The 23,533-nt window shown below is 66.9% G+C and carries 22 protein-coding genes; 12 read left to right on the top strand and 10 right to left on the bottom strand.

All coding sequences use genetic code 11. From position 1 onward, the window contains the following. The first annotated feature begins 65 nt into the window (after positions 1-65). Positions 66-746 carry a M15 family metallopeptidase gene (locus A5784_RS07955; RefSeq protein WP_064944065.1) on the top strand — a complete coding sequence of 227 codons (681 nt, stop codon included), beginning with the start codon at positions 66-68 and terminating at the stop codon, positions 744-746. A 6-nt stretch (positions 747-752) separates the two neighbouring features. On the opposite strand, the gene A5784_RS07950 is transcribed toward A5784_RS07955, so the two are convergent. Then, complete coding sequence (locus A5784_RS07950; protein ID WP_064944022.1) at positions 753-1,460, bottom strand: DUF899 domain-containing protein; 708 nt, start codon at positions 1,458-1,460, stop codon at positions 753-755. 80 nt (positions 1,461-1,540) lie between these two features. Here A5784_RS07950 and A5784_RS07945 point away from each other — a divergent pair, with 80 nt between their 5' ends. The 4 genes from A5784_RS07945 to A5784_RS07930 all read left to right on the top strand — a co-directional run bounded on the left by A5784_RS07945 (position 1,541) and on the right by A5784_RS07930 (position 5,289). After that, positions 1,541-1,873, top strand: a complete 333-nt coding sequence (locus A5784_RS07945; protein WP_064944063.1) for an ArsR/SmtB family transcription factor — start codon at positions 1,541-1,543, stop codon at positions 1,871-1,873. Next, positions 1,870-2,310: an SRPBCC family protein gene (locus tag A5784_RS07940; protein ID WP_064944020.1), complete on the top strand. Its 441-nt coding sequence runs from the start codon at positions 1,870-1,872 to the stop codon at positions 2,308-2,310. The genes A5784_RS07945 and A5784_RS07940 overlap by 4 nt, the downstream gene beginning before the upstream one ends. A gap of 162 nt (positions 2,311-2,472) precedes the next feature. Beyond that, positions 2,473-3,405 carry a CE1 family esterase gene (locus A5784_RS07935; protein ID WP_064944018.1) on the top strand — a complete coding sequence of 311 codons (933 nt, stop codon included), beginning with the start codon at positions 2,473-2,475 and terminating at the stop codon, positions 3,403-3,405. A gap of 60 nt (positions 3,406-3,465) precedes the next feature. Continuing rightward, the gene (locus tag A5784_RS07930; protein ID WP_064944016.1) at positions 3,466-5,289 is read left to right on the top strand and encodes a fatty acyl-AMP ligase; all 1,824 of its coding nucleotides are present in this window, start codon (positions 3,466-3,468) and stop codon (positions 5,287-5,289) included. A 2-nt stretch (positions 5,290-5,291) separates the two neighbouring features. Here the strand turns inward: A5784_RS07930 and car are convergent, their stop codons facing one another. The 5 genes from car to A5784_RS07905 form a co-directional block, all read right to left on the bottom strand. Beyond that, the gene (car, locus tag A5784_RS07925) at positions 5,292-8,825 is read right to left on the bottom strand and encodes a carboxylic acid reductase (protein WP_064944014.1); all 3,534 of its coding nucleotides are present in this window, start codon (positions 8,823-8,825) and stop codon (positions 5,292-5,294) included. A gap of 162 nt (positions 8,826-8,987) precedes the next feature. After that, complete coding sequence (locus A5784_RS07920; protein ID WP_082944710.1) at positions 8,988-9,296, bottom strand: hypothetical protein; 309 nt, start codon at positions 9,294-9,296, stop codon at positions 8,988-8,990. Then, on the bottom strand, positions 9,293-10,198 hold the full coding sequence (locus A5784_RS07915; protein WP_064944012.1) for an ATP-grasp domain-containing protein: 906 nt from the start codon (positions 10,196-10,198) through the stop codon (positions 9,293-9,295). Before A5784_RS07915 ends, A5784_RS07920 begins: the two co-directional genes overlap by 4 nt. Further along, a complete protein-coding gene (locus A5784_RS07910; RefSeq protein ID WP_064944010.1) occupies positions 10,195-10,983 on the bottom strand; it encodes a hypothetical protein in 789 nt (262 codons plus the stop codon). Before A5784_RS07910 ends, A5784_RS07915 begins: the two co-directional genes overlap by 4 nt. A gap of 1 nt (position 10,984) precedes the next feature. Beyond that, positions 10,985-13,015 (bottom strand): M6 family metalloprotease domain-containing protein, encoded by a 2,031-nt coding sequence (locus tag A5784_RS07905; RefSeq protein ID WP_082944709.1) that lies wholly within the window; start codon positions 13,013-13,015, stop codon positions 10,985-10,987. Positions 13,016-13,432: 417 nt separating this feature from the next. On the opposite strand from A5784_RS07905, the gene A5784_RS07900 reads away from it, so the two are divergent. Together A5784_RS07900 and A5784_RS07895 are read left to right on the top strand one after the other, a co-directional pair. After that, positions 13,433-14,515 (top strand): threonine aldolase family protein, encoded by a 1,083-nt coding sequence (locus tag A5784_RS07900; RefSeq protein WP_064944009.1) that lies wholly within the window; start codon positions 13,433-13,435, stop codon positions 14,513-14,515. Positions 14,516-14,640: 125 nt separating this feature from the next. Then, complete coding sequence (locus A5784_RS07895; protein ID WP_064944007.1) at positions 14,641-16,215, top strand: threonine/serine exporter family protein; 1,575 nt, start codon at positions 14,641-14,643, stop codon at positions 16,213-16,215. A gap of 48 nt (positions 16,216-16,263) precedes the next feature. Here A5784_RS07895 and A5784_RS07890 read toward each other — a convergent pair whose 3' ends face one another. After that, the gene (locus A5784_RS07890) at positions 16,264-16,515 is read right to left on the bottom strand and encodes a hypothetical protein (protein WP_064944005.1); all 252 of its coding nucleotides are present in this window, start codon (positions 16,513-16,515) and stop codon (positions 16,264-16,266) included. 201 nt (positions 16,516-16,716) lie between these two features. On the opposite strand from A5784_RS07890, the gene A5784_RS07885 reads away from it, so the two are divergent. The 4 genes from A5784_RS07885 to A5784_RS07870 all read left to right on the top strand — a co-directional run bounded on the left by A5784_RS07885 (position 16,717) and on the right by A5784_RS07870 (position 19,994). Next, on the top strand, positions 16,717-17,124 hold the full coding sequence (locus A5784_RS07885; protein ID WP_064944003.1) for a YciI family protein: 408 nt from the start codon (positions 16,717-16,719) through the stop codon (positions 17,122-17,124). Beyond that, positions 17,125-18,300 (top strand): RNA polymerase sigma factor, encoded by a 1,176-nt coding sequence (locus A5784_RS07880; protein WP_064944001.1) that lies wholly within the window; start codon positions 17,125-17,127, stop codon positions 18,298-18,300. 108 nt (positions 18,301-18,408) lie between these two features. Continuing rightward, a complete protein-coding gene (locus A5784_RS07875; RefSeq protein WP_064944057.1) occupies positions 18,409-19,020 on the top strand; it encodes a hypothetical protein in 612 nt (203 codons plus the stop codon). A 563-nt stretch (positions 19,021-19,583) separates the two neighbouring features. Further along, entirely contained in the window at positions 19,584-19,994 is a 411-nt protein-coding gene (locus tag A5784_RS07870; RefSeq protein ID WP_064944055.1) for a transglycosylase family protein, read from the top strand. A gap of 8 nt (positions 19,995-20,002) precedes the next feature. On the opposite strand, the gene A5784_RS07865 is transcribed toward A5784_RS07870, so the two are convergent. Together A5784_RS07865 and A5784_RS07860 are read right to left on the bottom strand one after the other, a co-directional pair. Then, the gene (locus A5784_RS07865; protein WP_064944053.1) at positions 20,003-20,836 is read right to left on the bottom strand and encodes a class I SAM-dependent methyltransferase; all 834 of its coding nucleotides are present in this window, start codon (positions 20,834-20,836) and stop codon (positions 20,003-20,005) included. Between the two features lie 5 nt (positions 20,837-20,841). Next, entirely contained in the window at positions 20,842-21,567 is a 726-nt protein-coding gene (locus A5784_RS07860; protein WP_064943999.1) for a Type 1 glutamine amidotransferase-like domain-containing protein, read from the bottom strand. Between the two features lie 174 nt (positions 21,568-21,741). On the opposite strand from A5784_RS07860, the gene A5784_RS07855 reads away from it, so the two are divergent. Then, entirely contained in the window at positions 21,742-22,338 is a 597-nt protein-coding gene (locus tag A5784_RS07855) for a hypothetical protein (RefSeq protein WP_064943997.1), read from the top strand. 93 nt (positions 22,339-22,431) lie between these two features. On the opposite strand, the gene A5784_RS07850 is transcribed toward A5784_RS07855, so the two are convergent. Further along, a complete protein-coding gene (locus tag A5784_RS07850) occupies positions 22,432-23,295 on the bottom strand; it encodes a L,D-transpeptidase (protein WP_502687503.1) in 864 nt (287 codons plus the stop codon). Between the last annotated feature and the right edge of the window lie 238 nt (positions 23,296-23,533).

Below are 23,533 nucleotides of genomic sequence, written 5' to 3'. Positions count from 1 at the left end.
GGCGCGCAGCGGCGTCGCCACAGTGTGATGAGATCGCCGAGTACAAAGCGGCCGAGTACAAAGAGATGGTGGACCAGACGCCGGCCCGGCGCGCGGTCGCCGTGGTGGCGGCCGCCGTCGCGCTGGTCCAGTGTTCTCCTGCGCCGCCGCCGCCACACCCGTCGGGCCCCTCGTCGTCGAGTGCTGTGCAGGCGCCGCCGTCGGTCGATCGGGTTTCGGCCGCCGACCTCGGCGAGACCTGGCATCCGGGCTGCCCGCTGGCACCCGAGCAGCTGCGCCGGGTCGGGCTCGACTACCTCGGCTTCGACGGCCAGACTCGGCGGGGTGTGCTCGTCGTGCACGAAAGCCTTGTCCCGCAGGTGATTGCGATTTTCGATCAGCTTTATCGGATGCGTTACCCGATCGAGCGCATGCGTACGGTCGATCACTACCTGCGGGCGCAGGACGAGTTGTCGATGGAGGACAACAACACCTCGGCGTTCAATTGCCGCGGTATCCCGGGTTCTGGCAACTGGTCACTGCATGCCTACGGTCGGGCCATCGACCTCAACCCGCTGCTCAATCCGTACGTCGACGGAACCGATCTGGAACCGGCTAATGCTGCCCGCTACCTGGATCGCACGCGCACGGATCCCGGGATGCTGCATGCCGATGATGCCGCCGTGCGCGCCTTCACCGATCGCGGCTGGCAGTGGGGCGGCGCGTGGCGATCCCCGATCGACTACCAGCATTTCGAGATGCGCTGACCCGGCTCAGTGGCGCCCCGCGGCCGGCCGCGGGGCGCCGTATTCGTCGTGCCAGTTCCACCATTGGTACGGTGCGGACTGGGGATAGCCCTCAGGTGAGTCCTCCCAGGTCTCCTGGCGTCCCAGGGCCGTCATGTCGAGGAAGCTCCAGGTGTTGACGAAGGCTTCGTCGCCGCGGTTGTTGATGAAGTAGGTACGGAAGACGCGGTCGCCGTCGCGGAAAAAGGCGTTGGTGCCGTGCCATTGGTCCACGCCGAAATCCACGTCGAACGGCTGCCCGGCAGCCGGTTCGGTGTCGATCGTGTACCACGGAATGTGCCAGCCCATGCGGGACTTGATCCTCGCGATGTCGGCCTGTGACCCGCGTGAGGCGTACACCAGCGTGGTGTTGCGGGCATTCAGATGGGCCAGGTTGCCGATGTGATCGGCCATCAAAGAGCAACCGATGCAACCGTGTTCGGGCCAGCCGTGCACGCCCGGCTCGACGAACGCGCGATAAACGATGAGTTGGCGGCGGCCGTCGAACAGGTCGAGCAGCGTGACAGTGCCGTCAGGACCGTCGAATTGATAGTCGGTGCGTACCGGGGTCCAGGGCATGCGGCGGCGCTGCGCGGCGAGTTGGTCGCGGGCGCGGGTGAATTCTTTTTCGCGGACCAGCATCTCGCGGTGCGCGGCGTCCCATTCCTGGGCCGTGACGATCGGTGGCGTCTGCATGTGGGCTCCTCCTGACGTTCAACAACACGGTTGAATATCTGTTCTTCAGGACACCACGACATGTGGATATAGTCAACAATGTGGTTGAAGATCAGGTGTTGGACCGGGCGTACGCGGCGCTCGCCGATCCGACCCGTCGCCAGTTGCTCGAGGCGCTGCGCCACGGCGACGCGCGAATCACCGATCTGGCTGCGCCGCTACCGATGACGTTTGCCGGGGTGTCACGACATGTCGGGGTGCTGGAATCGGCCGGGCTGGTCCGTCGCGAGGTGCGCGGGCGGGAACACTGGCTGTCGCTGCAACCCGACGGACTGGCGCGTGCCCAGCAGTGGATCAATGAGCAGACCGAATTCTGGGCGGTGCGCACCGATGCGCTCGCCGAGCGGCTGAGGCGTAAGAAAGGCGGTCAATGAGCACCGAGACGGTGGTGGTCCGGGTGCAGCGGGTCATGCCCGCGACACCCGAGGAAGTCTTCGACGAATGGCTCGACCCGGAGGCCCTGCGGGAGTGGATGTGCCCACGCCCGGCGCGATGCGTGACCGTACAGGTCGAACCCCGGGTCGGCGGCCTGGTGCGGTTCGACGTCGACCACAAGGGCTCCAGCGTGCTGATCACCGGGCAGTTCCTCGCGATCGACCGGCCGCGGCTGCTCACCTTCACGTGGTCCAACTCGGACTGGGCTGATCCGACCGCATCCAGCGTCGTCAACGTCACCTTCACCGCGCAGGGCGACGATGAAACGCTCATGGCCATCGAGCACTCCCTGCTGCCGTCCGAGGAGTTCGAGAACTTCCACAACGGCTGGATCCTCACGCTCGACCAGTTGGCGGCGGTGCTGGCGCGCCGCTGACGCGGGGCCGACTCGACACGCACGGGGCGTTGAGTCTGCGCTCAGGGCGCGCTCTTCTCGATGTTTGTGGCCCTGGGCGCAGGGTCGATGGTTGCGGGTCGTTGACGCAGAGCTCTCAGCCAACACCAAGCCCGTTGGCGCAGATTGGGGCATATTGGCACCATGCGGCTCGCCTTCGGACGTATCGGCCCGTTCATCGCCACTGTCGTCGTGATGGTCGCGGCGCTTGCCCCAGGGGCGACGGCGTACGCCTCTCCGGCGCCCCGGCCTGCGGCGCAGATCGACGTCGGCGGGTTGGCCCGCAGCTATGAGCTGCACGTCCCGGCCGGGGTGGATCACCCTTCGGGTCTGGTGGTGAATCTGCACGCGGCGGGGGCGACGGGCCGCGACCAGGCCGCGCTGACGCACTATGACGCGGTCGCCGACGCGCACGGCTTCATCGTGGTGTATCCCGACGGCATCGATCTGAGCTGGGCCGACGGGCGCGGCGCCTCGGTGCCCGACCGGCAAGGGGTCGACGACGTCGGGTTCATCTCCACGCTGGTCGAACAACTGGTCGCCGAGTATCACGTGGACCGGGGTCGGGTGTTCGCGACCGGTTTGTCGGCCGGCGGGTTCATGGCCAACCGGCTGGCATGTGACCGTCCGGACCTGTTCGCCGCGATCGCTCCTGTTGCAGGCACCCTCGGCGTCAACGTGGGCTGCAGCCCGTCGCGGCCGGTGTCGGTGTTGGCCACCTACGGGACCGCCGACCCCATCGTGCCGTTCGACGGCGGCACCATGATCGGTCGCGGCGGAACCAGCGACATTCTGTCGGCCCCGGCGCTGATCGACCGGTGGCGTCAGGTGAACGGCTGCCCGGACGCGTCCGCGCCGGACCTGCTGCCCGCGACCGATGACGGCACGGGCACGCAACGCATCACCTACGCGCCGTGCGCCCAGGGCACCGCGGTGGTGTTCATGCGGGTGGACGGCGGCGGCCACACTTGGCCCGGCGCCCCGGAGATCCTGCCCGCGCAGGCGGTCGGCCCCGCCAGCCACGGGTTCGACGCTTCGGAGGAGTCGTGGCAGTTCTTCGACAGCCACGCGAGGTAGCGGCCCGCTGCGCCCGCGCAGCTCAGCAGGCCGGTTCGCGCCGCGCTTTAGACTGCCTTCATGGCTTTTGAGGCACCGGAAGGTCTGTTGCGGATCGAGGATTGCCTCGACGCGGACGGCAACGTCGTCCTGCCGCCAGGCGTGCACCTGATCTCCTTGATCGAACGCAACATCGCCAATGTCGGCGACACCGTCGCCTACCGGTACCTCGACCACAGCCGTTCCGACGGCGAGACCACCGAGCTGACCTGGACCCAACTCGGGGTGCGGTTGCGGGCGATCGGAGCGCAATTGCAGCAGACCTCGGCCCGCGGTGAGCGCGTCGCGATCCTGGCGCCCCAGGGCCTCGAGTACATCGCCGGGTTCTTCGGCGCGATCAAGGCGGGCATGATCGCCGTCCCGTTGTTCGCCCCGGAACTGCAAGGCCACGCCGAACGGCTCGAGACCGCGCTGCTCGACGCCCGGCCGGCGGTGATCCTGACGACGACGGCCGCGCACCCCGCGATCACCGAGTTCCTCGAGACGCTGCAGCCCGAGCGCCGACCGCACGTCGTATGCATCGACGAGATTCCCGACACGGCAGGCGAGGCGTTCCAACCGGTGGTGATCGACGCCGACGACGTCTCGCATCTGCAGTACACCTCGGGGTCGACGCGGCCCCCGGTCGGCATCGAGATCACCCACCGCGCGGTCGGTACCAATCTGCTGCAGATGATCCTCTCGATCGACCTGCTCGATCGAAATACGCACGGCGTCAGCTGGTTACCGCTCTACCACGACATGGGGCTGTCGATGATCGGCTTTCCCGCCGTCTACGGCGGGCATTCCACGCTGATGTCGCCGACCGCGTTCATCCGGCGGCCGCAGCGGTGGATCCGCGCCCTGTCCGACGAATCGCGGGACAGCCGGGTGATCACCGCCGCGCCCAACTTCGCCTACGAGTGGACGGCGCAGCGGGGCCTGCCCGCGCCGGGCGACGACATCGATCTGAGCAACGTGGTGCTCATCATCGGCTCCGAACCGGTGAGCATCGGGGCGATCACCACCTTCAACAAGGCGTTCGCGCCATACGGGTTGCCCGCCACGGCCTTCAAACCGTCGTACGGGATCGCCGAGGCGACCCTGTTCGTGTCGACCATCGCCCCGCAGGAGCAGGCGGCCGCCACGTACTTCGACCGCGAGCAGCTCGCCGCCGGCCGTGCGGTGCAGGTCGCGGCTGATGCCGTCGGCGCGGTCGCGCATGTGGCGTGCGGACAGATCGCGCGTAGCCTGCGGGCCGTCATCGTCGACCCGGTAACCGCGGCGGAACTGCCGGACGGCTCGGTCGGCGAGATCTGGTTGCAGGGCAACAACATCGGGCGCGGCTACTGGGGGCTCCCGGAGGAATCGCGCCAGACGTTCGGGGCCGAACTGCGGACGCGTCTGGCGACTGGCCACACCGAAGGCGCGGACCCGGCCCGCCCGTGGTTGCGGACCGGAGATCTCGGGGTGTACCTCGACGGCGAGTTCTATGTCACGGGCCGGATGGCCGATCTCATCGTCATCGCCGGGGGACAGCACTACCCGCAGGACATCGAGGCGACCGTCGCCGACGCCTCACCGATCGTGCGGCGCGGGCATGTCACCGCATTCGCCGTACCTGGCGACGAAAGCCCCTCGGCCGACACCGAACTGGTGATCATCGCCGAACGGGCCACCGGAACCGGACGCACCGACCCGCAGCCCGCGATCGAGGCGATCCGGGCCGCGGTGACCAACCGGCACGGACTGTCCGCCGCCGACGTGAAGTTCGTTCCCGCCGGTGCCATCCCGCGCACCACCAGCGGCAAGCTGGCGCGCCGCGCGTGCCGTGCGCAGTATCTGGCGGGCGAGATCGCCGGGTAACGCTACCCGGCGTCGGCGAGCAGGCCGAGCTGGCGCAAGTCCGCGATGTACTTCGCGATCAACTCCTCGGACAGATGGGGGACATCGTGGCCGGCTCCGATGCCGGCGGATTGCACTGCCGCACGGAACTTTTCGGCTGGCATCGCAACGCCGCCAGTCGGGGGTGCGGGGTGCGCGTACGCGCTCATCAAGGGCAGCACCGAGTTCTTGCGCTGGTCCTCGGGCAGCGCCTTCATGGCCTGTTCGAATCGCTCGCGCCACTCGTCGTAGTCGTCGATACGTTCGATGTCGAGCCCTTGCGCGATGAGCCAGTCGACGAACTCGTCGAGGGAGATTCCGTCGTCGTGGGTGTTGAGAACGTTGTAGGTGTGGTAGCCGGTGGTGCTGGCGGCGCCGAGGGTGGTGATGGCCGCTGCGGTGAAATCCGCAGGTAGCCCGTCGTAATGGGCCCGCTGGCGGTGGCCTGCGGCATCGAGCGAGTAGAACGACTTGGGTGCCAGGCCGGTCGCGACGATGCTGAGGATCAGTCGGGTGAACATGTCGGTGACATTGACCTGACCCGAATACGTGCTGTGGGCCAGGATCATGTCGGACCGGAACACGGTGACGGGTAAGCCGCACAAGTCGTTGGCCTCGCGCAGCAGGACTTCGCCTGCCCATTTGCTCGTCGCGTAACCACCGGCGTATGCCGTTCCCAGGGAGCGGTCCGGGCTGGCGGTGCGCACATCGACGTCCTCGCCGACATAGGTGCCGTCGGGCAGGGCGGTCACCGCGACCGTGGAGATGTAGTTGACCGGCTTGAGCCGGTCGGTGATCGCGAGCTTGATGATCTCGGCGGTGCCGACGGCATTCGGCCCGAACAATTGGCTATACGGCAGAACATGATTGACCAACGCGGCAGAATGGACGATCAGGTCGACGGAATCCGCCAGCCGATTCCACGTCACCGTGTCGACGCCCAGGTTGGCCGCACCGACGTCGCCGACGAGGACTTCGAGATGCTGGTCGGCCAGTTCGCGGAAGCGTTTGGACAGCGTCTCGTCGCCGGAATCGATGGCCTCTTCGATGCGCTGCCGGGCGGCGATCGGATCGGCGCCCCTCGCCAGGCAGATCAGCCGGCCTCCGGTGGGCGCGAGGCGTTCCAGCCAGTCCAGGCACAGGAATCGGCCGAGATAGCCGTTGGCCCCCGTCATCAGCACCGTGTTCACGGTGGTACTCGGGGCGGGCAGCGTTGGTGCGGCGGCGAGAGTGGCCGCATCGATGAACTTGTCCAGGGTCAGATCCGTCGCCTTGGCCACCTCGGCGTCGCGGCCGTGCACCGACGCGAATGTCGGCCGGGTGGAGGCGGATTGGCGTTCTCCGTCGACATACTCGGCGACGGTGGTCAGCGTCGCGGTGGGGCTCACGATGGTCTGTACCGGCACGTCGATGTTGAAGATCCCTTCCAGCAGGGTCGCGAACGAAAACGCCGACAGTGAATCACCGCCGAGCTCGATGAACTTGGCGTCGGCGGGCAGGTCGGATCCACCGGCTTCCAGGCCCAGCGTCGCGGCGGCCGCGCCCCGGACGGTCTCGATGGTGGGTTGATGACGGCTCGCGGTGCGCAGCGCGTCGAGCTGATTGTCCTGTCCGGCAGTGATTTCCGCGTACATCGCGTCCAGGCGGTCCTGGTAGTGGCGCTTCAGCGCGGGGCGCAGCAGCTTGCCCACTCCGGAGAGCAGGCCGTTGTCGCGCGTGAACGGCTCGGGTTCCAGCAGGAAATCCCGCGGTATCTCATAGGGATTGAGGTGATTCTCGGCGGCGATCTGCTGCAGCGAGTTCGCGATCAGCGACCGGGCGTCGCCCGCGCCGACGCCGTCGGCGTTCGGCACGATCACGGCGAGCAGGAACGGCTGATCGCTGCTGCCGTAGATGAAGATCTGCCGGATGTAGGGGCTGGTCGAGTAGTTTGCTTCGAGGTTGGACACCGCCACGAATTCACCTTGCGACAGCTTGATGACGTTGTTGCGGCGGTCCAGGTACACGAGGTGATCCGGGCCGATCTCGGCCATCACGTCCCCGGTCTTGTAGAAGCCGTCGGCGTCGAAGATGTCGGCCGACAGTTCGGGGTGCTTGTAATAGCCGGGAATCAGGGTGGTCGTCTTGAGGTACAGCTCGCCACGAGGGTGCGGCTTGTCGGTGGTGGAGTAGCCGAGTTCGGGTACGTCGACGAGCTTGTACTCGGTGACCGGTGGGCGCTGCACGACGCCGTTGCGCATGATGCCGCCACCGTTCTCCGTCGATCCGTAGCCATCACTGACGGCGATGTCCAGGAGCGATTCGACGAACGCGTGCATATCTTTCGACAGCGGTGCGCTGCCGCACATCGCCGAGACCACCCGGCCGCCGAGAAAGTCCTCGCGCAACTCGGCCTTGACGCTCTCCTCCAGATCCGCCGCGGTGGGTTCGGCCGCGGTGCGCTGGTCGAGTTCCTTGCGGTACCGGCGGAAGAACATGTCGCAGACCCGCGGTACCAGGTTCAGCGCGGTGGGTCGTACCAGCGTGATGTCGTCGAACAGGGTCGACATATCGCTCTTGGCTGCGAAGTAGCCGATGCCGCCCGAGGTCAACGTCGAGATGAGCCAGGCCATCCCGTACACATGGCTCAGCGGCATGTACTGCAGGTGGATCGCAGGGATCTCGATACCGACGTCGAACGATGGGCTGCGCGGCCGCTGCCACAGCCGCGTCATCAGATCGGTGGTGTACATGGCCCCTTTCGGGGCGCCGGTGCTGCCCGACGTGTAGACGAGCGTGGCCAGCGGGTTCTCGCCGGGAGCAGGGATGAACGGTGCCGCCTCGGCCATCGACCGCCCCGCGTCCATGTCGGCCACCAGCGACACCACCTCGACCGTGCGGCCTGTCGCGGCCAGGCGGGCGGTCGCTGCCTCGAAACGCTCCCGCTGGTCGTCGTCAGCCTCGGAGTAGTCGAAGACCACCAACCGCTGCACGGACGGGGCATCGATGACCAACTCGACCGCGGTGTCGAGGGACTCGACGCTCGCGGCGAAGATCCGCGGTGTGGTCTCTGCGATGATCGGCGCCAGCTGCCGTGCTGACGAACTTGTCTGCAGTGGAACGAAAACCGCCCCGAGGCGCGCACAGGCCAGCTGGATCACGGTGTAGCCGATGCTGGTGAAACCGAGCACCGCGACGAAGTCGCCCGGCTCGAAACCGCTGCCGTGCCAGGTGTTGGCCAGTGCCACCACATTGTCTCGCAGGCGGCCGTAGGTGATGGTGTCGAAGCCGGCCAACAGGCTGGTGGTGGTGCGCCCGGTGGCCGGGTCGCGGATCACCTCACGCGATCGCAGGCCCAGGGCGGGTCGGTCGGCGTAGCCGGTCAGGCACGCGTCGATCGCCTGCCACAGTCGCAGGTCAGGATCCTGGATGCGGGCGCTGACGTCGGGGTCAGGGGCGGCGGCCCGGAACTGTGGGTCCGTGGCGTGCAACTGTTGGATGCGCTGGATGAGTCGTTGCTGTCGGGCGTCGTCGGTCATCGTGGTGTCGTCCCCCCCCGTCGTACCGGATGCGCATCTATCCACTACACCACTTGGTGTCGGAGGTTTCCACGTGTTCAGGCAACACACAGCCAGAGTTTGGGTGTCATGTCCCGTTCAGGAACGAAAACCCTTACTCCACAGTGCCTTTCCGGCGTCCGGTCACGCGGGGCTGACGCTGAAGCGGTCGGCGTCAGATTCGGCGAAAATCTCGCCGGGTCCGGCCACGTACGCGCGACACCTGACGCGCCAGCCGCCGATGTCGCCGTCGGGCAGCAGGGTCCGCTTGACGTTGAGGTCGAGCACCGATCCGACCCGCGCCGACAACAGATCGGCGTAACCCTCGACGGGGCGGGCGTCGTCCACCGCCACGGCCAGCACGTCGTAGGAATCGAGGGTCGGATGCGGCGCGCGGGAGCGGATCCCGCCCTCGATGTCGGTTCGGTTCTCGACGACCTGGACCATGATCATCCGGCCTTCCCGGCGAGGAACTCGACCAGCGCGGTGCTGATGGGTTGACCTGCCTCGGCTTCAAAATAGCTGTATCCGGGCATGGGATTGACCTCGAAGCACACATAATCTCCGTCGGGGCGTCGGCGCAGGTCGATTCCGGCGAACGGCAGGTCGAGTCGCGCACTGAGCGCGACGCACCGGGCCGCGACGTCCTGCGGAAGCTCGACGGGTCTCAGCACCGCATCCGCACCGTCGCGGTGCGCGTAGCGGTAGTCGGTCGCCGGGCTCCTGATCTCCGTGGCGAACACCTGCGGCCCGACGACATGAACCCGGACGTCGACTCCCTCGACCAGCTCCTGGAACTGGGTGGGTAGATCGCGCACCCGGTCCAGGTCGGCTGCACGGTGCTCGTCGAGTGGCCGGACGATCGACCGGATCCCGCTGATCGACTTGAACACCACGCTGCCGTGCCGCGCCCAGAACTCGCGGACGCGCTCGGGGTCGGTGCTCACCAGGGTGTCGGGCATCGTGAATCCGCAGGCGGCAATCTCTTGGGCCTGAAAGGGTTTTGACGCGTTCGAATGCATGGCTGCCGGTCGGCTAACCACGAGACAGTCGGCGACGTCGAGCCATTCGATGAACACGTCATCGAAGGCGCGGGCCCGCTCGCGGTCGCGCTGATCACCGTGCATCGGTATGGTCAGCGGCCTGGCGTACACGGCCTCGATCTCGTCAATACGAATGTTGCTGCCGCTCACCACCAGTCGCCCACTCACGGCGCCGTCGCGGACCTCGAGACACAGGTCGCTGTGCGCGGCGTGGCGCTGATCGATCACCAGATAGTCGAGCCCCAGATCGGCGGCTGCGTCGATGGCCCGCTCCAATGGCCGGTCGTCGGGGTATCCGTAAAAGACGATCATGCCGGTACTCCGGCAGTCGTGAGCGCCACGCGCGCCACCAGGCTCGCGACCGCGTTGACCGCCCTCGGATCGGTGACGGTCCGGAACGGCACCGGCCGTACCGCGACAACGTGTGCACCGGCGAGTTCGACTTCCAGCACACGGCACCGTGCGGCCGAGGCCAACGCGAGGTACGGCACGGCGTCGAGCCCGGTCTGGTCGGCTACGACGAGATCGCCTGTCACCACGGCGATTTCGCCAGCTCGGGCCGCTTGGGCAACGGGACCCCGGTAGGGGCGGCGGGCATCGTAGGGTGATCCCTGCCAGCCTTCGACGATGCGGGCGCAACTGGAGCGGTCGGAGTCCGCGACCCGCAGCCCGGCGCGTCCCGCCTCCACCAGCCATCGCTGCGGGCTCCAGGACGGCCCGGTGAGACCCATGCCGTCGACGCCGTTGATCACGCGGCGCCCGAGGCTGCGCAGCCAGCTGACCATGAGCGCCCGGAACTCGGCTGCGGCGTAATTGCGATCTGCTGCACTGGATTTTGCGAACCGCGGGACCGGAACTGCCTCACTGCGTACCAGAACCGCGGCAAGGTCGGTGCTGTCGATCCGGCGCCCGCCGGGCAGGGCGATGTTCGTCGTCGCGGTTCCGCCCCGGTCGACCGCATGGGTCCACGCGGCGCCCGACAGGCTCGCGGGGGACACGACGCTCACGCGCAGATCGGCGTGGTGTGCGGCGATGGCCGAGGCCACCGCCGCAGCACCTGTGTCGCCGGGGTCGGCGACGATCACTACGTTGGCCACGTCAGCACGGCGCGGTGTCGAACTCTCGCTTGGCACTCGGGTCTCCCGAGGCCATGCGACCGGTCAGATTGCCCTGATCGCCGGCAGGCCCGCCGATCAGGTCGGGACGCAGATCGCTGCCGATGAACGGTTGCGCCGCCCCCGCAGCGACAGTGGCCTCCAGGGCCGCCACGCGAGCTTCGAGTTCGCCGATCCGGTCATATCCCGCAGCGGAATCGGCGTCGTAGTACTCCGCACCCGCGCCGAACCCGCCACCGCCGAGTTCGCCGCCACCGGGCCGGTCGAACGGTTTGTCCCCGGCAGCCTCCTTGAGGTCCTTGCCCTCCTTGGCGGCGTCCTTGCTGTCCTTGAGGCTCTCTTTGATGTCTTTGCGGCCGTCTTTGAGGTCCTTGGCCAGTTCTTTGATGTCTTTGCGGAGGTCTTTGATGTCCTTGGGACCGTCCTTGATGTCTTTGCGGCCGTCTTTGAGGTCCTTGGCCAGTTCCTTGGTGTCTTTGCGGAGGTCCTTGACATCCTTCGGACCGTCTTTGAGATCCTTCGGTCCGTCTTTGAGATCCTTCACCAGGGTCTTGCCGCAGTGCACGCTGATCGTCGCGGTCATCGTCGGCCCGGAAGGCGAGATGCTGGTGATCGATACGCACGTGTCCTGGCCGGCATACGACTTCGTATTGGGCGTGGAACCCGCCGTGAGCGACGTGTTGTTGCTGCTGCCCGGGTAGGGGTCGCCTGTGTCGCCGCGGTTGTGATTGAGCTCCAGGTCGCGGTTGCCGTCGGCTTGCAGCAGGGCCACCTTGTAGTGGTTCTCATCGGTGTTGCCGGGTTGGTTCTCGTCGATGTGCCACGCGAGTAGGCCGTCGCCGGGCAGGTCAGCGTCGAAGCCCGTCCGTTGGCGGTTTTCGACGAGGAAGTACTCCGGTCCAGCTGTGCCGTCCTTCCAGAGGCGCAGGAGATTGTGGCTCGTCTTTACGTCGGGAATGGTCACCGAACCGTTGGCGGTGATGCTGGTTACCGAGGCCCAACCCTGGTTCGCTTTGCACCACGCAGAGGGATGAGCCGGCACATCACCGCCGCCGTTCCAACTGCCGCCTGCCATCAGGCACCAGTTACCGATGCCTTCCGAGGTGTAATCGGTGTCGTAGAGGTCGGGGAAACCGAACAGCAGGTGGCCCAGCTCGTGGGCGCACACCCCGATCTTGGCGTCCTCCGGAATGGTCAGGTAGCCATAGATTTTGGTGCTGTCGGCGCTGTAGGCGGTGGCCAGCGTCGACTTGTGCGACCAGATGTCACCCGCGTTGCCGGTGACCTCCGCGCCCTGTCCGGCGTGCACGACGATGAAGGCATCGACATATCCGTTGCCGTCGTTGTCGTATGGCCCGAAGTTGACGTCGGGATCGGCGGCCACCGCCGCGTCGTGCGCGAGTTGCGGCGAGCGGAAGGCGCCGCCGCCCTTACCGATTCCATAGTTGTTGTTGGCGTACCACGCGAGCGTCTGCGGCATCTGGTACGGACCGACGACGTCGCCCGACAGTGACACCAGGCCGTTGGTGACCTCGTTGTAGTACTCCTTGACGCTGCCGTGCGGCAGCACCCCGGTTGAGAAGAACAGATCACGGAAGTGGTTTGCGTCGTTGCCCATCGCCTTGTCGGAGAACTGGACGAGCACGACGATCACCCGGACGGTGCCGCGCAGCGGAGCCCGGTCCGCTGCCGCGCGGCTGATCACGCTTACCGGCGTGCCCAGCGGAAACTCCTCGGGAGGGATGATCACGCCGTCGTCGAAACCGAGGCGGCGCGGTTTGCGTTCGAGGCCCAGGGCATTGGTTTCGGCACGGGTCCCGCGTTTTTTGACACGCTGAAGCTCGGCGGCCCAGCGGTCGCGGAGTTCCGGACTCGGACCGACCGCACAGAAGTCGCTGTAGCGGGCGATGACAGAGTGCTCGTTCTGGTTGGGCCGGGCGCCGCCGGTGGCGATCGCGTCGACAGCGCGGTGATGGGTGGCCCCTGGGGGCTCCCGAAACGGTTTGGTAGTCATGGATCGGGACAGTATTGAAAATTCGCACGGGTATCCCGAGTAGTCGACTACGTCATTTTGCTCCCACAAGATGCTCAATAACGCTGGTGCATGGTGGTATTCGCAAGTATCAGGTCATGGCGGCCGGTCGGTGACGACGACGCGGCGGGCGTGTCCTGAGCCGGGCATGGCGTGAATAGTATTGTGCACCAACGGTGTAGCCGATCGAGATGTGCCGCCCGCAACGGTGGAACTCTTTGCGTCTGCAAGCACGGCCACGGCCGCATCGCGCGACGTGCCAACCTGTGCCGCGGTTTGCAATGCCCGAGAGGGCATTTGAGACGTCGGCCGCGCGTGGCCGGCAGGATTGAGTACTCGTCTACTCGCGGCGGCGCTGCCCGGGACGGGCAGGAGGTTCGCCGGTGCGAAGATGGACAGGTGGCGATCTCTTCAATCCATGACGTGCAGTGGCGTGGCTTTGCCAGTGACAACTATGCCGGCGTGCACCCGGAAGTCCTCGCGGCGATCTCTGTGGCGAACGGCGGCCACCAGGTTGCCTACGGAGGCGATCGGTACACCGCTCGTCTGCAGGAGGTCATTCGCGAACAGTTCGGCGAACACGCCGAGGCGTTCCCGGTTTTCAACGGCACCGGTGCCAACGTCGTCGCGTTGACCAGCCTGCTCCCACGGTGGGGTGCGGTGGTGGCCGCGGCCACGGCTCACATCAACACCGATGAGGCCGGCGCCCCCGAGCGCATGACCGGTATCAAACTTCTCACGGTGCCGACGCCGGACGGCAAGCTGACGCCGGAGCTGGTGGCTCGTGAGGCGTGGGGATGGGGCGATGAGCATCGGGCTCAGCCGCTGGCCGTCAGCATCACGCAGAGCACCGAGCTGGGCACCGTCTACACGCCCGCAGAGGTGCGCTCGATCGCCGACTTCGCCCACGAGCACGGCATGGCAGTGCACATGGATGGCTCGCGGCTCTGGAACGCCGCGGCGGCCCTTGCCATGCCGTTTCGGGAGTTCACCGTCGATGCCGGGGTCGACATCGTGAGCCTCGGCGGCACCAAGAACGGTCTGCTCGGGGCGGAGGCCGTCGTCGTGCTGTCTGCCACCCCCGACACCGGCCTCGTCTATCTCAGGAAGCTGACCATGCAACTGGCCAGCAAGATGCGCTTCGCCTCGGCGCAGCTGCTCGCGCTGTTCGACGACGACCTGGGCCTGCGCAGTGCCGCGCACGCGAACGCCATGGCGGCTCGGCTGCGATCTGCGCTGGAGGCCGGCATCGCCGAGGGGGCACTACCCGGGTTGACGTTCACCCAACCCACCCAAGCGAATGCGATTTTCGCGACACTACCGATCACTGTCGCGGACCGGATCCATGAGCGTGTGCGGTTCTACGATTGGGACCGCGCCCGCGGCGAGGTGCGCTGGATGGCCGCGTGGGACACCACCGAAGCCGACGTCGACCGGTTCGTCGCCATCATCCGCGAGGAGTTCAGCCTCGGGCAGCGTTAGATCCAAACCCTCTCGGCCACAACATTTTCCGTTGCCAGCGACAGAGACGCCCAGCCGCGCGCGGTGACCGTTCTGCAACACGGCCGTGGCGTGTCCGGGCCGGACGCTCAGTATCGTTTCGGGTGATGGCTCGAGATCGATCAGGCGGCCTGCCCCGCTTCCGCAGCGGGGCGTGGATTGCGCTACCCGGACGCCGTGACCCGGCACCCCTTGCAGGCCAACGCAGCCGGACTTCCAGTGAGATCGGTGAAGTACACACCCGAAAGGTTCTCGACCTCACCATCCGGCTCGCCGAGGTGATGCTGTCGTCGGGGTCGGGCACCGCTGATGTGGTGGCCACGGCCAAGGATGTGGCACAGGCGTACCAGCTCACGGATTGCGTCGTCGACATCGCGTTCACCACCATCTTCGTGTCGGCTCCGCCGACCGCGGACGGTGCACCCGTGACCATCGTGCGATCGGTGCGGGCCCGCGCAACCGATTACACCCGGATGGCCGACCTGGACCGACTGGTCCAGCAGATCACCTCCGGCGAGGTCACGCTGGATCACGCCCATGAGGCCATGGACAGGTTGACCGAACGTCCCCATCCCTACCCGCGGTGGCTGGCGACAGCCGGGTGGGCCGGCTTTGCGCTCGGCGTTGCGATGCTGCTCGGCGGCACTTGGTTCACCTGTCTGCTGGCAGCGCTGACCGCCGCCGCCATCGACCGGCTCGGACGCGTCCTCAACCGGATGGGAACGCCGTTCTTCTTCCAGAACGTCGTCGGCGCGGCGGTGGCGACCTTGGTGGCGATCGGGGCGTACCTGGCCACCGGCGAGGGGCTCACCGCGCTTGTGGCCACGGGAATCGTCATGCTGCTGTCAGGACTGACGCTGGTCGGTGCGACGCAGGACGCGCTCACGGGGCACATGATCACTGCGGTTGCCCGGCTGAGCGAGGCGTTGTTCCTCACCGCAGGCATTGTCGTCGGCATCATTGCCGGCCTGCAGGTCGTCACCGTCGCCGGCATCGAGATCCGGTTGCATGTGGATTCGACGCTGACGTTCGTCACCGCGGACCGGCCGCTGCCGATCTTTCTTGCGGTCGTCGGCGCGGCGCTGGCCAGCGTGTGTTTCACGATCGCGAGCTACGCGCCGCTGCGCTCGGCCGCGCCCGCTGGACTCGCGGCCGGGCTCGCCGAGTTGGTGCTGATCGGCTTGGGCCTGGCCGGGTTCGGCCAACTGGTGGCGACGGGTATCGCGGCCATCGGCGTCGGTCTGTTCGCCACGTTGGTGTCGGTCCGGCGGCGGGCACCGGCGCTGGTGACCTCGACGGCAGGCATCATGCCGATGTTGCCCGGCCTGGCGGTGTTCCGTGCGGTCTTCTTCTTCGCCGTCGAGGACCGGTTCACCGACGGCGTTGCCCAGATGGTGGCGGCCGGAGCCACAGCCTTGGCGCTGGGCGCGGGTGTGGTGATGGGTGAGCTGTTGGGGTCCCCGCTGCGGCACGGCACCGGACGGATTCGTGATTTCTTCCGGATCGAAGGGCCGCCGGGCCTGCGGCGGGTGGTGGGTCGTGTCGCGCGACTACGCCCGGCCGTCACACCACAGTCGGAGCGCAGCCCGCGACGCCAACGGAACTTCGCGCTGAGACCGAAGCGCGCCTCGCAGCGCACTGCCGGGGAGGCTGGTGACGGCGAGGATCCCCGGCCGCATTGACGTTGCAGCGGCGTTGTCGAGTCTGACTGAGCCGCAGGGTCACCCGGCTCAGGTGAGCGGGATGAACCCGTCGTTGATCCAGACGCCCCAGTGGCCGCCCGAACCCCAGTCCCACCACACGACCGGCTGGCCCTGCCACGTCTGCGCCGGTTTACGCGGCGCCGAAGCCGGGGCCTCGAGCGATGGCGGCGGTGCTGCCGGATCGGCGCTCGCGGTGGCGGCGCCCAGACCGACTGCTGAGCCGGCGATCGCGCCTGCGACCGCGACGGCCGCCAGCGCTCTCTTGCTGGTGAGGATCATGTTTGCGTACCTCGGCGGTTGTTGCTGACGTCGGACACTTGAAGCTTAATCAGTCTAAGCGATCGGCACGCGGTCGAGTTCCCTTGGGGAAGGCCCGAAAAAAGGCCGACGAAAGATGTCGAGAACGTGGTCGCGGCTCCGTCCCAGAAGCGAACAACCAACTAGGGTCGCTCACCGAGCGGACCAGAAACGGAGAATGTCATGGCCAAGTACCTGCTGCTCAAGCACTACCGCGGCGCGCCTGCCGCGGTCAACGACGTGCCGATGGACCAGTGGACGCCCGCAGAGATCGAGGCGCACATCGGGTACATGAACGATTTCGCCGCACGCCTGCAGGAAAGTGGCGAGTACGTCGACAGTCAGGCACTCGCACCCGAGGGCGCCTGGGTGCAATACGGCGGTCAGGGCAAGCCGCCGGTGACCGACGGCCCGTTCGCCGAGACCAAGGACTTGATCGCGGGTTGGATGATCATCGACGTCGACTCGTATGACCGGGCGGTCGAGTTGGCAGGCGAGTTGTCGGCAGCTCCCGGCGCCGGAGGCGCGCCGATCCATGAATGGCTTGAGGTGCGGCCGTTTTTGACCCACACGCCGACTGTCACCGAGTAGATGACGGCCCACGCGATGGACGAGGCGCAGCTGCGGGATCTGATTCCCGGTGTGCTCGCGGCACTCGTCCACCGCGGCGCCGACTTCGCCACAGCCGAGGACGCCGTCCAGGAGGCGCTCGTCAAAGCCGTTGAGACCTGGCCGAATACCCCACCGGACGATCCCAAGGGCTGGTTGATCACGACGGCGTGGCGCCGTTTCGTCGATCTGGTCAGGTCCGACACCGCGCGACGCAACCGCGAGGACCGGCTGTGGGCCGAGCCGCCGCCCGGACCGACCACATCGACGGACGACACGCTGCACCTCTATTTCCTGTGCGCGCACCCCAGCCTGACGTCGTCCTCGGCTGTCGCGCTGACACTGCGGGCGGTCGGTGGCCTGACCACCCGCCAGATCGCCCAGGCCTACTTCGTGCCCGAAGCGACGATGGCTCAGCGGATCAGCCGCGCGAAGCGGACCGTCGGTGCTGTCCGGTTCGACCGTCCCGGTGATGTGCACACGGTGTTGCGGGTGCTGTACCTCGTCTTCAACGAGGGATACACCGGCGACGTCGATCTCGCCGTGGAAGCCATCCGGTTGGCCCGCCGGTTGGCGGCGGCGACGGACGATCCGGAGGTCGGCGGTCTGCTCGCACTGTTCCTGCTCCACCACGCACGACGCGCGGCCAGGACCCGCCCGGACGGCAGCCTGGTGCCGTTGTCCGAACAGGACCGCGGTCTGTGGGAACGCGAACTCATCGCCGAAGGGGTCGCGGTGCTGCAGGATGCGTTGGCGCATGACCGACTGGGGGAGTACCAGGCTCAGGCGGCCATCGCGGCGCTGCATGCCGACGCGCAGAGCGTCGAGGAGACCGACTGGGTGCAGATCGTCGAGTGGTACGACGAACTCGTCCGGCTCACCGACAGCCCGATCGTCCGGCTCAACCGCGCTGTCGCAGTCGGCGAAGCCGACGGACCGCGGGCCGGGCTCGCGGCGCTGGCGCAGCTCGATTCGACGTTGCCGAGGTACCTCGCGGCCGCCGCGTACCTGCACGAACGATCCGGCGATCTCGATACGGCGGCAAGGCTTTACGCCGAGGCCGCGACGCAGGCGCAGAATCTGGCCGAGCGCAACCACCTCACTCTGCAGGCGGCGACTCTGCGCCAGCGGCATAGTGGAACATTCGACGTGAGATAGGTGCGCCGAGCCGATGTGTGCGACGATGCCTCTACCCTCGGCTCGTTCGTGATGAACTCCGGGGCCGCAACCGATTCCCACGGGGCAACAGAGAGGACCGCCGGATCGATGACCCAGCGCCGTCGCACGCTCGCCACCAGCACTGTGAAGTTCGCGATCGCAGGCGTGGCCGCGGCCGGTGCCGTCCTGGCCCCCGCCGTCCCGGCGTTCGCTGATCCCGCCGCGCCCACACCCACACCGGCTCCGTCAGATCCGGCCGCCGCGGCCCCCGGCCAGGTTGTCGTGTCGAACGACGGCCCCGCCGGTCCGCCTGCCGCGCCGCCGGTTGGCCCGCCCCAGGTCCCTGAGATCGCGAATCCCGTCTACGGCTCCGGCCAGTACGGTTCGGGGCCGATCGGGTCGTTGCGGGATTTGTGGCACCAGGCCCGCGACCCGTACGCCTTCCAAGAACCCGACGTGGCCGGCGGCGTCGCGCCCCCGCCCGGCGCGGGTCCCGCACCGAAACTGCCGCCCGGGTACGTATCGATCAATGCGCCAGGGTCTGAGACCCCGGTGACCGCGCCTGCCCCGGGCAGTGCGCCTGCCGGTCCGGCGCTTCCGCCCGGCTACTACCCGCTGAACGGTCCGCCGCCACCGGGGTACCAGTACGGCAACTCACCGGGTGGTCAGCCGCAACCGCCCGCGCCCGGCGAGCCTGTGACCGCCCCTCCGGCATCCTGACGGTCTCCCACCGCGAACATTCACCTGGCCGACCGATGTCGGCTGCTCGGCCTCGCGCTCGCGTCGCCTCTGAGTGATGCGCCCATGCCGCGACACTTGCGCGGCCCGGCGTGGACCTGGCCTCGTGCAGCGGCAGATCGGGTGGCTTGCTGGATTCTGACACGCCCGTGGGTCAGACCTCACTAATCACATCCACCTCATATATCACACCCGTAACAATAATCATTTTTGCCACTGCAGCACCTTTGAGACAGTGCGTATCAAAGCCACCATTTGTCACAGGAATTCGGCCAAATTGTGTGAGTGCCGACGGTGGCCGCGGCTGGTTCGTATCGATATAGGAAGCCTTCTGAGCTGCGACTATGCAGGGAGTTAGGCCCCACTGGCCTCATTTGGCACATAACTATTAAATAAACTCAAAGAAGACAATTAGACTCTCTAGCACGTCTGATTAACTCACGCCTCGTTGGTAAACTCTGTATCACGATGGGGGTGGGGAAAAGCGTCTCGCCCTTGCCTTTGACGGCGTGCGCCTCGGCGCACGGCCCAATGAAGGGATCGACATGCTCGTGCGAAAGATCGTCACGGTGCTCGCGATCATCGGTGCGATGGCCGTGGCCCAAACAGCCCTGCAAATCCCGGCCGCCGGCGCTGAACCCAACTGGGACGCGATGGCTCAATGCGAATCGGGTGGCAACTGGGCGGCCGACACCGGTAACGGCTTCTACGGAGGGCTGCAGTTCACCCCGGCCACGTGGGCGGCCAACGGCGGCATGGGTTCGCCGGCGGCCGCGCCTCGTGCCGAGCAGATCCGGGTTGCACGCAACGTCCTGCAGACACAGGGACTCGGTGCCTGGCCGGTCTGCGGTGGACCGGTCGGCATGGCCTCGGGAACGTGTCGTTCGATGGTGGCCTGGATTCCCATCGGGCGACTGCCGCGGTTGTGCACCCTGCTGCTCAACCCGTTCGGCTGAGCGGGTACCTAACCGACTGGCTTGCGGGCCCGCAGGGTGTAGCTGAGCGGTGCTACGCCCGATCGCGTGGCCAGTGCCCACTCGCCGTTGGGACGCAATGTCATCTGGCCGGGTAGTGCCTCCCACGGCACGCTGTCGTGCTCGACGAACATCTCCAGCCGCAGGCCGGCATCGAGCACGCCGGTGATGATCTCACCGATGGAGTGATTCCACTCGTAGGTCTTGGTCGCCTCCAGTGGCGTGGTGGTCGGCACGTAGGTCGACGCGTCATCCCATTCCAACGGTGTCTCGCGCTCGAAGTACGAAAACCGCAGATGCAGGTCGTCGTCGAGGGTTTCGTCCATCGCCCACAGGATCGGGTGACCCTCGCGGATGTGGACGACGCCTCCCGGAGCGAGCAGCGCGGCCACGACGTTCGCCCATTGGCCGACATCGGGCAGCCAGCACAGCGCGCCAACGCCCGTGTAGACCAGATCGAAGCTCCCGACCGGCAGTACGGCGGTGGCGTCGCGGACGTCTGACTGGACGAAATCCACGGTGTCACCCGTCTCGGCCACCAGTCGTCGGGCCTCCTCGATCGAGCGCCCGGAGAAGTCCAGGCCCGTCACTGCGGCACCGAGCCGGGCGAGCGAGAGGGTGTCGGTGCCGATGTGGCACTGCAGATGTACTGCGCGCACGCCGTTGATGTCGCCGAGCCGGGGAAGGTCGAATCGTACGACGTGGGAGAGCGCCGACCGGTCTTCGATGAACTGCTGGACTTGGTATCCGGAACCGTCACGGGCAGCGTGCACCCCGGCACGATCATCCCAGTTGGCACGGTTCGCGTCGAAGAAGTCGGTCATCATCCTCACAGCCGTCGGACATCGAGCGCGGTCTCGGTCACCGCGCGGTTGGGTGCGTCAACGAAATATGCACCCGCCGAGGGGTTTTCGGCGACTGCTTCGGTGAACTCGGTACCGCGGTAGAGCACGCCCGCACCGTCGTCGGTGGCGTAGGCCGCCGGCAGCACGTTGTCGCCGACGAGCTTGTGCAGCAAGGGGCGACGTTGGCCCTCTGAGTCGTAATGCACGCCGTTCGCGTACGGAACGAAGCCGAGGCCGTTGTCGAGAGGCTGCAATTGAGGTCCGAACGAGTCTGTCGTGCCGCCGATGTGCCAGCAGATCGAACCGGCCGATATCCCGGTCAGGACGACGCCGGCCTGCCATGCGGTGCGTAGAGCTACATCGACGCCGTGCAGTCGCCACATCGCGAGGAGCCCGGCGACGCTGCCGCCGAACACCCACACGACATCGTGGGCAAGGAGATGTTCGGTGATGTCCTCGACATTGGGCATGGGGAACAGCGACACATGTGAGGGGGTGAAGCCGCGTGCCTGTGCCGCCTCGGTGAGGTAGTGCAGGACCGCCTTGTCGTCACCCATTGCCGTCGCCAAGAGGCAGAGGCGCGGGGATCGGCCGGTCACGCCGGACAGTTCGACGGCGAAGTCGGTGAGGGCGGTGAAGGCGAACCGGGTCCTGCGGCCCGCTCCGATACCGCCGCTCGTCGCCAGAATCGTCGGCACGTCTGCGGGCATAGCCCGACCGTAGGCGTTGGCTTCTCGCGTCGACAAGCGGTTTTCGTTGCGCCTGATTTTTCGCTGAGAGTTTGGATTAGATAGACCACCTCGGCAAGTTAGCGATATATCGTGATATTGACGCGATGCAGCGTTGAACCGAACAGTTGAAGACCTCACGAGAGGGAGGCAGACATGTTTCACGGTGGATTCCCCGGCGGATTCGGGTTCGGCGGAGCGGGTTTCGGCCCCTTCGGCGGAGGGTTCGGTGGGCACGGCTTCGGTGGTGGTTTCGGCGGCCCCGGATGGGGCGGACCGGGTTTCGGCGGCCACGGCTTCGGCCGCGGTAAGTTCGCGGCGGCAGCGACCGCAGCTCTGCTGCTGGACGGTCCCGCCGACGCCGCAGAGATCACCCGGCGGGTTACCGAGGCGACTGACGGCGCCTTCACGCCGCCCGAAGGTGCTGCGGAGGTGGGCATCGGCTTGTTGGCGGGCCGCGGCGTGGTGACCGTCGAGGACGGTGTCGCAACGCTGACCGAGTTCGGCGAGAACATCTTGGCCTGGCGGGGCATCAACAGCGATACCGCGCATGCGTTCCTGGCGCAGGCTTCGAAGTTCGCCGGTGTCCTCAAGCTCCGCAAGGAGTTCTTCGAGGTCGCCGGTCTGGCCCGCACGATCATGTGGACCGGAACGGACGAACAGCGGGAGAAACTGGAGGAGGCGAGGAATACGATCCTGGCCGCCGTCACCGACGCCAAGCGGTCGCTCTACGCAGCTCTCGCGCAGGGCTGATTCGACACTGTTTCGGCGCGGCCGCGCTCCGGGCGGCCGCGCCGAAACTGCTTGTGTTGCTTGTGCCTTCGTGCAGTCAGTCGAGCGGTGCGCTCACGTCCACTGATCCCAGGGCACGCTCCAGTCACCGTTCTGCCACAGCTGCAACGGTTTTCCGCCGGTGTTCTTGACCTCGACGACATCGCCGGGCACCGAAAAGTTGTAGAACCAAGCGGCGTTGTCGTGGTTGAGGTTCAAGCAGCCGTGGCTGGTGTCGGTCTTCCCTTGTGCCCAGACCGTGGCCTCGAGCTCATGCAGATAGACGCCGTCCGAACTGATCCGCACGGCGTAGTTGATCGACTCCTTGTACCCGAGGTGCGAGTTGATCGGTAGTCCGTAGGTGGACGAATCCATCACCACGGGGTTGCTCTTGTCCATGACGGTGTAAACACCGGGCTGTGTCCAGAAGCTCAGTGTCTTGTCGCCGACCTTCTCGGTGCCGCCGCGTCCCATGGAGGTGGGCATGGTGCGGACCAGAGCGCCGCCGTCATAGACGCTGACCTGCTTGGTCGCATCATCGGCGATCGATACGTGTGACGCCCCGATGGTGAACGTCAACGGCGCGTCCTGGCCGACAGTAACCACGGTGCCAGGGGCGTAGTACTGCGGCGGGCGCCAATGTGCGGTGTGGTCATCGACCCAGTGCCACGCCCCGGCTACCGGAGGATCCGTGGTAACCGCAAGTTGGCGCTCGGCGGCGCCACGGTCGTCGACGGGGCCGGCAAAGTGTGCAACCACGACCATCCCGACCCCGTAAGTCGCGCCTGCCTGCAGCGGCGCACCGGAGGTTCCGGTCAGCGACACCGGAGGCGGGCCCGGATCGTCCGCGCGCGCCGTCCCTGTCGGTGCGCACAGCAGTGCTGTCAGTGCTGTCGCCACCGAAGCGAGCAGCATTGAAGTCCGCACTGCACTCACCATTGGCCATACTCCGATTCACGAATTCGGACCCCAGGTCGGATCCAGTCGTTAGGCATCCTAGCCATCGTGCCTGTCAGCGAACCTGTGACGCGGCGCGCTCGCTGATCGGCACGACGTGATGCCAGGACCTACGGAGTGTGCGGGGTGACCGGACTGCCTACCGGCAGCCGCTGGCGTTGACCCACCGCCCGTTGTAGCCGATGCAGCCGCTGATGGGAGGCGGCGGAGGGGGAGGCGG

It is taken from the genome of Mycobacterium sp. 852013-50091_SCH5140682 (assembly GCF_001665685.1).
Lineage (GTDB): Bacteria > Actinomycetota > Actinomycetes > Mycobacteriales > Mycobacteriaceae > Mycobacterium.
The sequence above is the reverse complement of the archived record's forward strand: the minus strand, read 5'-3'. Positions and strand labels throughout refer to the sequence as shown.

What these genes read in the sequence shown, in the direction of transcription:
- A5784_RS07850 (WP_502687503.1), bottom strand. Translation starts at nt 23,295, where the DNA reads ATGGTGAGTGCAGTGCGGACTTCAATGCTGCTCGCTTCGGTGGCGACA.
- A5784_RS07940 (WP_064944020.1), top strand. Translation starts at nt 1,870, where the DNA reads ATGAGCACCGAGACGGTGGTGGTCCGGGTGCAGCGGGTCATGCCCGCG.
- A5784_RS07905 (WP_082944709.1), bottom strand. Translation starts at nt 13,015, where the DNA reads ATGACTACCAAACCGTTTCGGGAGCCCCCAGGGGCCACCCATCACCGC.
- A5784_RS07855 (WP_064943997.1), top strand. Translation starts at nt 21,742, where the DNA reads ATGTTTCACGGTGGATTCCCCGGCGGATTCGGGTTCGGCGGAGCGGGT.
- car (WP_064944014.1), bottom strand. Translation starts at nt 8,825, where the DNA reads ATGACCGACGACGCCCGACAGCAACGACTCATCCAGCGCATCCAACAG.
- A5784_RS07935 (WP_064944018.1), top strand. Translation starts at nt 2,473, where the DNA reads ATGCGGCTCGCCTTCGGACGTATCGGCCCGTTCATCGCCACTGTCGTC.
- A5784_RS07955 (WP_064944065.1), top strand. Translation starts at nt 66, where the DNA reads ATGGTGGACCAGACGCCGGCCCGGCGCGCGGTCGCCGTGGTGGCGGCC.
- A5784_RS07895 (WP_064944007.1), top strand. Translation starts at nt 14,641, where the DNA reads ATGGCTCGAGATCGATCAGGCGGCCTGCCCCGCTTCCGCAGCGGGGCG.
- A5784_RS07930 (WP_064944016.1), top strand. Translation starts at nt 3,466, where the DNA reads ATGGCTTTTGAGGCACCGGAAGGTCTGTTGCGGATCGAGGATTGCCTC.
- A5784_RS07865 (WP_064944053.1), bottom strand. Translation starts at nt 20,836, where the DNA reads ATGACCGACTTCTTCGACGCGAACCGTGCCAACTGGGATGATCGTGCC.
- A5784_RS07950 (WP_064944022.1), bottom strand. Translation starts at nt 1,460, where the DNA reads ATGCAGACGCCACCGATCGTCACGGCCCAGGAATGGGACGCCGCGCAC.
- A5784_RS07885 (WP_064944003.1), top strand. Translation starts at nt 16,717, where the DNA reads ATGGCCAAGTACCTGCTGCTCAAGCACTACCGCGGCGCGCCTGCCGCG.
- A5784_RS07915 (WP_064944012.1), bottom strand. Translation starts at nt 10,198, where the DNA reads ATGATCGTCTTTTACGGATACCCCGACGACCGGCCATTGGAGCGGGCC.
- A5784_RS07890 (WP_064944005.1), bottom strand. Translation starts at nt 16,515, where the DNA reads ATGATCCTCACCAGCAAGAGAGCGCTGGCGGCCGTCGCGGTCGCAGGC.
- A5784_RS07880 (WP_064944001.1), top strand. Translation starts at nt 17,125, where the DNA reads ATGACGGCCCACGCGATGGACGAGGCGCAGCTGCGGGATCTGATTCCC.
- A5784_RS07875 (WP_064944057.1), top strand. Translation starts at nt 18,409, where the DNA reads ATGACCCAGCGCCGTCGCACGCTCGCCACCAGCACTGTGAAGTTCGCG.
- A5784_RS07870 (WP_064944055.1), top strand. Translation starts at nt 19,584, where the DNA reads ATGCTCGTGCGAAAGATCGTCACGGTGCTCGCGATCATCGGTGCGATG.
- A5784_RS07920 (WP_082944710.1), bottom strand. Translation starts at nt 9,296, where the DNA reads ATGATCATGGTCCAGGTCGTCGAGAACCGAACCGACATCGAGGGCGGG.
- A5784_RS07860 (WP_064943999.1), bottom strand. Translation starts at nt 21,567, where the DNA reads ATGCCCGCAGACGTGCCGACGATTCTGGCGACGAGCGGCGGTATCGGA.